A 7,837-nucleotide genomic window follows, 5' to 3' on the forward strand; every position below is an offset into this window, starting at 1 on the left:
TCGGCGTCGGTCACCAAACTGCTGTGGGCCAACTGGCATCGCGATCTCGGTGAACTGGCCATGGACGTGCTCGGCGCGCCCGGCCTGATCGCCGACGCGCCCGGCGATGACCTCAATGCCTGGCAGCGACTCTTCCTCTTCACTCGCGCGGACACCATCTATGGCGGTTCGAACGAGGTGCAGCGCAACATCATCTCCGAGCGGGTGCTCGGACTTCCCCGAGAGGCTCGGCCGTGACCGACTTGTCCACCGCCCCCGAAATCACTCCCGGCCACAATCTGCTGGCCGGCAAGGTCGCCGTCGTGACCGCCGCCGCCGGTACCGGCATCGGCTCGGCCACCGCGCGCCGCCTGCTGTCCGAGGGCGCGGATGTCGTCGTCTCCGACTGGCACGAGCGTCGCCTGAAGGAGACCGAACAGGCGCTGCAGGCCGAATTCCCGGACCGCCGAATCGCTTCCGTGCCCTGCGATGTGAGTTCCACCGAGCAGGTCGATCAGCTCATCGCCGCCGCCGTGCAGGCGCTGGGCCGCATCGACATCATGGTCAACAACGCGGGCCTCGGCGGTGAGACCCCCGTCGTGGACATGACCGATGAGCAGTGGGACAAGGTCCTGGACATCACCCTCAACGGCACCTTCCGCGCCACTCGCGCCGCGCTCAAGTATTTCCGCGACGCGGGCCACGGCGGCGTGATCGTCAACAACGCCAGCGTGCTCGGCTGGCGGGCCCAGCACGGCCAGGCCCACTATGCCGCCGCCAAGGCCGGCGTCATGGCGCTGACCCGCTGCTCGGCCGTCGAGGCCGCGGAATACGGCGTGCGCATCAATGCGGTGGCCCCGTCCATCGCGCGGCACGCGTTCCTGGACAAGGTCACCTCCGGCGATCTGCTGGATCGCCTGGCCGCGGGTGAGGCCTTCGGCCGGGCCGCGGAGCCGTGGGAGATCGCCGCGACCATCGCCATGCTGGCCAGCGACTACACCAGTTACCTCACCGGAGAGGTCGTCTCCATTTCGAGCCAGCGCGCCTGATTTGGATAGGCGAACCTGATTTCGGTTCAGCGCAGCCGAATTCGGATTGCCGGGTGAGGTGAAAAGCCGTGTCACCCGGTCGCAGTATTTCTCACTGCCGTGTCCCACAGGGGCGCGGCAGTGCTATTTCCGGGCTCTGACGCCGCCTGATTCATTTGGTATCCAAAATGGCTGGCGCGCCCCTGCCGTCATTGTGTAATCCTGGTTTAAGCCGGTTCCGCATAGTCGAAGGGCGCGACCCATGGGTCCGGATCGCCGACAACAAGCAGTCCCAGCGCAGCCCGATGACGGGTTGGAACTACAGCTGGTGCGCGAGGTCGTTCTTGCGCGCCGAAGACTCGACAATGTCGTGCTCGCGGCACTGACGCTGGGCGCCGAATTGCTCGACCACGATTCCGAACGGGCCACCGCCATGCGCGCGGCGCAGATTCTGGAACAGCATGCGGTGGACGAGGTGGAGATTTCCCGCGATCCCCGGGCCGCGCTGCGGGGCGATATGATTCGCGATCGCGATCGCGCCCGCCGCATCGGCCTGGTGCGCGAGTCCTGGCATCCGGTTTCCGACGATGAGCAGCGGCGGCGGAAACAAGCGGTACTACTACGCGAAGTCCGCGCGGATCTGCTGGAGGTGGTGCGCGATTGCGGACGGGTCAGCTACGACCGCATCGCCTTCGCGGACGGGATAGCGAAGGGATTGTGCGCAGCCACCGACAAATTGGTCGAGGGCGCGGATATGGAGACATATCGGGCATGGCAGCGGGGGATGGTGTTGAAACTCAGCGAAGTCCCCGCACGCGACGACAGCCCGGCGCATGTCATGGCAACGGTTGATGCCGGACCCGGCCTCGAACCGCTGACCGTCGAGTGGGACAGTCCGGAAAGGCGGCTCGCACTGGTCGCCCGCATGGCCCGCGCGGGAATCTCGCCCATAGTCATCTGTGACCGGCTACTGGCGGACCTTTCCGTATCGTCACCCCTGCGCTACTCGGTGCGATAACTCCCCCTGCTGTCCCCTCGAGGTCGTGGCCCGCCCGGGTCTGGACTGCGGCTCCATAGACCTGCGCCTTGGAGCGGGGGAGCGAAGCGGAGGAGGGAAGGCCCGGGTAACAGGGCCACGACCCCGCCGCAGCGAAGCGAAGGTCGAAGATACAGTCCCCTCTCGACCAAGCAAATGCTTGGTTGTATATTGGGGATTGTGACCCCACCATCGGAGCCTTCCAAGTCGGCGCGTCGTAGCGAGCTACTCGGCCTGGCCGCCAATCTCTTCGCCGAGCGAGGACTGCGCGCCACCACGGTTCGTGACATTGCCGATGCCGCGGGGATTCTATCCGGGAGTCTCTACCACCACTTCGATTCCAAAGAAGCCATGGTGGACGAAATCCTGCGGGGCTTCCTCGACGACCTCTTCGGACGGTACCGCGAGATCGTGGGCTCGGGCCTCAGCGCCCGCGACACCCTCGAGGCGCTGGTGGTCGCGTCCTACGAATCCTTCGACCAGTGGCACGCCGCGGTCGCCATCTACCAGGCCGAAGCCAAGCGGCTCAGCGGCACACCGCGATTCGGCTATATCGACGAATACAACAAAGAGTTCCGCGAGCTATGGCACCAGGTGCTCGCGAACGGCGTCGAGGAGGGCGGCTTCCGCCCGGAGCTGGATATCGAACTGGCCTACCGCTTCCTGCGCGACACCGTGTGGGTGTCGGTGCGCTGGTACCAGCCCGGCGGCCGGATCACCGTCGACAGCCTCGCCAAGCAGTACCTGACCATCGTGCTCGACGGTCTCACCAATCCCGAAGCGCGATAACTGTTCCCAACTCTCGGGACTCTCAGGGGCTCCGCCCCTGAACCCCCGACAGCAGCTCGAAAGACCAACAGCACCAGCTCAGCCCGCAGTCAGCAGTAGGAGTTCACATGTCAGCACCGTCTCGCCGTCAGTACGCACCCATGCGGGAGGCGTATGTGATCGACGCTGTTCGTACCCCGGTCGGTAAGCGCGGCGGCGGGCTCGCGGCGGTGCACCCGGCCGATCTGGGTGCGGCGGCGCTGCGTGGACTGATGGGCCGCAACAAGATCGACCCCGTGGTCGTCGACGATGTGGTGTTCGGCTGCTGCGACACCATCGGACCGCAGGCCGGAAATATCGCGCGCACCGCCTGGCTCGCGGCCGGCTACCCGGAGTCGGTGCCCGGCGTGACCGTGGACCGCCAGTGCGGCTCCTCGCAGCAGGCCATCACCTTCGCCGCGCAGGCCATCATGTCCGGCACCTCCGAGGTCATCGTGGCCGGCGGCGTGCAGAACATGAGCGCCATCCCGATCTCGGCGGCCATGCTCGCGGGCCAGCAGTACGGCTTCGAGGGCCCGTTCGTCGGCGCGCACGGCTGGGACCACCGCTACGGCACCGCCGAGGTGTCACAGTTCAACGCCGCCAATATGATCGCCGAGAAGTGGGACATCTCCCGCCGCGATATGGAGGAGTGGGCGCTGCGCAGCCACGACCGCGCGCGCAAGGCCATCGCCGAGGGCAAGTTCGACCGCGAGATCGTCCCGGTCGGCGATTTCTGGATCGATCAGGGCCCGCGTGAAACCACCCTGGAGAAGATGGCCGGTCTGCAGCCGCTCGCCGAGGGCAGCCGCATCACCGCCGCGCTCGCCAGCCAGATCTCGGACGGCTCCAGCGCCACCCTGCTCGCCTCCGACTGGGCGGTGCAGGAGTACGGCCTCACCCCGCGTGCTCGCATCCACCATGTGAGCGCGCGCGGCGCCGACCCGATCTACATGCTCACCGCGCCGATTCCGGCCACCAAGTGGGCACTGGAGAAGACCGGCCTCACCATCGACGATATCGACGTCATCGAGATCAACGAGGCCTTCGCCTCCGTCGTGCTGGCCTGGCTCAAGGAGACCGGCGCCGATACCGACAAGGTCAATGTCAACGGTGGCGCCATCGCCCTCGGCCACCCGCTCGGCGCCACCGGCGCCAAGCTCTTCGCCTCGCTGCTGAACGAGTTGGAGCGCGTGAACGGCCGCTACGGCATGCTCACCATCTGTGAGGGCGGCGGCACCGCCAACGTCACCATTATCGAGCGCCTCGGCTGAGTTCGACCGGGGGCTGAGTTCGACTGGGCCGACAGGTCTTTCGGAGGCCGCACACCCATGCCGGGTGAGCGGCCTCCGTCGTTTCCGACACCTGTGCGGAAGTGCGGGTGCAGAATCGGACACAGCCGCGGACGCACGGGCCCGGCGTGGCGGAGTGGATCAGCCAGGTGATGAACGAGAACCTGCCGAGAAGGGGGTTCCTGCTAGGGGCTCTCGCAGTGGCCGGACTCGGCCCCGTGGCGACCGCGCGGGCCGATCCGGTGCCACTACCACCGCCACCGGTGCCGATTCCGCCGCTTCCCGCATTGCCGGTGACACCCTTCAACTATCACTCGCCGCCATTGCCGCCTTTTGTCGACGAGCTACCGATAATCGAGACGCGTTCGGCAGCAGGGGAATTGACCGCGATATCGGGGATGCATCGGTATCACCGGGATCTACCGGAAACGCGCAGTTGGGGTTTCGGGCAGCCGGTATTGGGGCCTAATCTGGAAGCGTGGCGTGATCAACTGGCGCGCATAACCTTTCGGAACGAGCTCGGAACCCATGTGCTCGCTCCGCATGTGGATCTCACCATGCACGGCGTGACGGAGCGGGATCGGACCGATCCGCGATTCACCGTGCATCTGCACGGTGGCGTGAATGCACCGGACGATGACGGGCATCCGCTCATCGGATGGCGCAACGGCGGCGGGCCGACCTTCGAATACCGGAATCGGCAGGAGGCGGCGACACTCTGGTACCACGATCACGCTATGGGCATCACGCGGTTGAACATTCAGGCCGGTCTGGCTGGAATGTATTACCTGCGAGACGAATTCGACACCGGTAAGGCGGACAACCCACTCGGACTGCCCAGCGGTGAATTCGAGATCCCGCTCATCGTGCAGGACCGGACCTTCAATGCCGACGGCAGTCTGCAACCCATGGTCGCCACCTATATTCCGGAGGGCTACAACCAATCCGGGCAGTTCGGGGACGTGGCCTGCGTCAACGGTATGGCCTGGCCGCGGCTCCAGGTCCGGCGCACGCTCTACCGGTTCCGGCTGCTGAACGGATCCAATTCGCGGCCCTATATTTTCGAGTTCTCGAATGGCATGGCGTGCTGGGCCATCGGCACCGATCTCGGATTGCTGGATGCGCCGGTCCCGGCCCCCTCGATTCGGGTGAGCCCGGGGGAGCGCGTCGATCTGCTGGTCGACTTCGGTGCGCTGGGTGACGGCGAGGTGGTGGATCTGCTCAATACGGCGCGAAATGACCTGGGCAACACCGTTTTCGTGGTGCCGGAGCTGCGGCCGATCATGCGATTCACGGTCAATGGGAACGGCCCGCCTGCGACCGTCCCGCCTCGGCTGCGTGGCGGACCGGGACTGCCCGATCTGCTGGAGCCCGTCTACCGGCCGGAATCCGTTCGCACCGTGACTCTCATCGGTCTCAATGACGACTCGCGTGCGGCCGCGGTATTCCCAACCATGATGTCGCTCAACAACCTTCCGTTCCTGAGCAGTGATATCGACCTGGCCCGTGCGGCCACCGTCGAACAGTGGGACATTGTGAACACCACGCCCTTCGATCACCCCATCCACCTGCATCTGGCCCGGCTGCGGGTGATCGGCCGCCAGCCCATCCTCACCTCGGCCTACTGGGTGGCCGACCTGCCGCCGAAATTCGGTGTGCGCTGGGCTCCGTCGGCGGATGCCTTCGCCCTCGGACCCGAACAAGCGCCCCCGCCTTGGGAATTCGGCTGGAAGGACACCGTCGAATGCCCCACCGACACCATTACCCGGGTGCTGGTGCACTGGCCGTCGGTGGACGATATGGGCTTCGATCCCGATGCCCCGCTGACGGTCCCACCGGGTGCGGAAGCAATGGCGCCGGCCGGAATGAGCGCCGCCGAACTGCTTTCGGGTCCGTCGGGTATTCGCGGCTACGTCTGGCACTGCCACAATCTCGACCACGCCGACCACGACATGATGCAGCAGATTCGCATCCTGCCCTGACCGCAGGAATGTGGACGACCCGCGTGTGACTCGGAGCTGAGGGTTTGCTCGCACTACGATGGCCGGGATTGTTTCCGGTGCGGTAGAAAGCGGGCTGTCATGGACCTGGGTGTCCGCTGGACTGTGCACGGCGACGGGCGGACACCGGCACCCGGTGCGGTGGTCCGGCCTGATGAGCGGCTGTCCTGGCCGCGCACACTGGGTTTGGGCGCCCAGCACGTGGTGGCGATGTTCGGTGCGAGTTTTGTCGCGCCTGTACTGATGGGCCTGGACCCGAACCTGGCCATCATGATGTCGGGTGTCGCGACCACCATCTTCCTGCTCGCGACTCGTGGCCGGGTGCCCAGTTATCTCGGGTGTTCGCTGTCGTTTGTCGGTGTGGCAGCGGTGATCCGGGCGCAGGGTGGCAGTAGCGCGACAGTAACCGGGGCCTGCCTCGCCGTCGGGGCGGTGCTGTTTCTGATCGGCCTGGCGGTGCAGCGGTTCGGGGCCCGGATCATTCACGCCGCCATGCCGCCGGTGGTGACCGGTGCGGTGGTGATGCTGATCGGCTTCAATCTGGCCCCGGTGACGGCCTCCACCTACTGGCCGCAGGATCAGTGGACGGCCCTGCTGGTCATGCTCCTCACCGGACTGGCGGTGGTCGCTTTGCGTGGATTCTGGTCGCGCATCGCGATTTTCCTGGGTCTGGTCTTCGGTTACGTCTTCTCCTGGGTGCTGGACCGGGTGTTCGGCAAGATCCACTCGGCCGACGGCAGCGGCGCGGTGAGCGACCACTGGCGGTTGGATCTCTCCAGCGTGGGCAGGGCGGATTGGATCGGACTGCCGCAGCTGCACGCACCGTCCTTCGAATGGTCGGCGATCCTGGTCGCGCTGCCCATCGTGATCGCGCTCGTCGCCGAGAATGCCGGGCACGTGAAGGCGGTCGGCGAAATGACCGGCGACTCCCTGGACGACAAGCTCGGCACCGCCATTGCCGCGGACGGTGTGGCCTCCATGCTCTCGACGGCGGTGGGCGGACCGCCCAACACCACCTATTCGGAGAATATCGGCGTCATGGCCGCCACCCGCGTCTACTCGACCGCCGCCTATTGGGCCGCAGCCGGTTTCGCGCTGCTGTTCGGTCTCTGCCCGAAGTTCGGCGCGGTGGTGGCCGCCATTCCGGGTGGTGTGCTCGGCGGCATCACGGTCATCCTCTACGGCATGATCGGCCTGCTCGGCGCGCAGATCTGGACCACCGCGCGGGTCGATCTGCGCAATCCGCTGAACCTGGTCCCGGCCGCCGCGGGCCTGATCATCGGCATCGGCAATGTGAGCATGAAATTCACCGACACCTTCACGCTGAGCGGTATCGCGCTGGGCACCGTGGTCGTCATCACCGGCTATCACGTGCTGCGCTGGCTCGCGCCCGCGCACTACCGGGTGCAGGAGCCGCTGCTCGACGAGGGCACCTCGTCCTACGACGAACCGGCCTAGCTCACTGCGGCTTGGCGAGCCACCGCTTCGAAACGTGTTCGGTGCGTGCCTCGGCCAGTGCGACCGGTGGCCGCACCGGGGGCGGCGGTGCGGTGCGCGCATCGTGCGAAATGCGGATGAGCAGCGCGACAATCATGTAGTTGGCCAGCAGCGACGAACCGCCGTAGGACATGAACGGCGTGGTCAGACCGGTCAGCGGAATCAGTTTGGTGACACCGCCCACCACCACGAACAGCT

The 7,837-nt window shown here is 66.2% G+C and carries 8 protein-coding genes; 7 read left to right on the plus strand and 1 reads right to left on the minus strand.

Going from position 1 to position 7,837, the window contains the following annotated elements; translation table 11 throughout:
* From JWN03_RS27015 to JWN03_RS27045, 7 genes are all read left to right on the plus strand, one after another.
* Positions 1-237 (plus strand): acyl-CoA dehydrogenase family protein (locus JWN03_RS27015; protein ID WP_297620868.1); only part of this gene is annotated, 237 nt, incomplete at its 5' end.
* Entirely contained in the window at positions 234-1,028 is a 795-nt protein-coding gene (locus JWN03_RS27020) for an SDR family oxidoreductase (protein WP_297620871.1), read from the plus strand. The genes JWN03_RS27015 and JWN03_RS27020, both read left to right, overlap by 4 nt.
* 241 nt (positions 1,029-1,269) lie before the next feature.
* Positions 1,270-2,025 (plus strand): hypothetical protein, encoded by a 756-nt coding sequence (locus JWN03_RS27025; protein ID WP_297620874.1) that lies wholly within the window; start codon positions 1,270-1,272, stop codon positions 2,023-2,025.
* A 198-nt stretch (positions 2,026-2,223) separates the two neighbouring features.
* Entirely contained in the window at positions 2,224-2,832 is a 609-nt protein-coding gene (locus tag JWN03_RS27030; RefSeq protein WP_405133730.1) for a TetR/AcrR family transcriptional regulator, read from the plus strand.
* 140 nt (positions 2,833-2,972) lie between these two features.
* On the plus strand, positions 2,973-4,124 hold the full coding sequence (locus JWN03_RS27035) for an acetyl-CoA C-acetyltransferase (RefSeq protein WP_297620888.1): 1,152 nt from the start codon (positions 2,973-2,975) through the stop codon (positions 4,122-4,124).
* A 107-nt stretch (positions 4,125-4,231) separates the two neighbouring features.
* Positions 4,232-6,124: a multicopper oxidase family protein gene (locus JWN03_RS27040; RefSeq protein WP_297620879.1), complete on the plus strand. Its 1,893-nt coding sequence runs from the start codon at positions 4,232-4,234 to the stop codon at positions 6,122-6,124.
* A gap of 99 nt (positions 6,125-6,223) precedes the next feature.
* Positions 6,224-7,600 carry a uracil-xanthine permease family protein gene (locus JWN03_RS27045; protein WP_297620882.1) on the plus strand — a complete coding sequence of 459 codons (1,377 nt, stop codon included), beginning with the start codon at positions 6,224-6,226 and terminating at the stop codon, positions 7,598-7,600.
* A gap of 1 nt (position 7,601) precedes the next feature.
* Here JWN03_RS27045 and JWN03_RS27050 read toward each other — a convergent pair.
* Positions 7,602-7,837: FtsW/RodA/SpoVE family cell cycle protein (locus tag JWN03_RS27050; protein ID WP_297620885.1), on the minus strand; the 236-nt coding region annotated here is incomplete at its 5' end.

Origin of the sequence: Nocardia sp., assembly GCF_025465275.1 — a bacterium.
In the GTDB taxonomy this organism is placed as follows: Bacteria; Actinomycetota; Actinomycetes; order Mycobacteriales; family Mycobacteriaceae; genus Nocardia.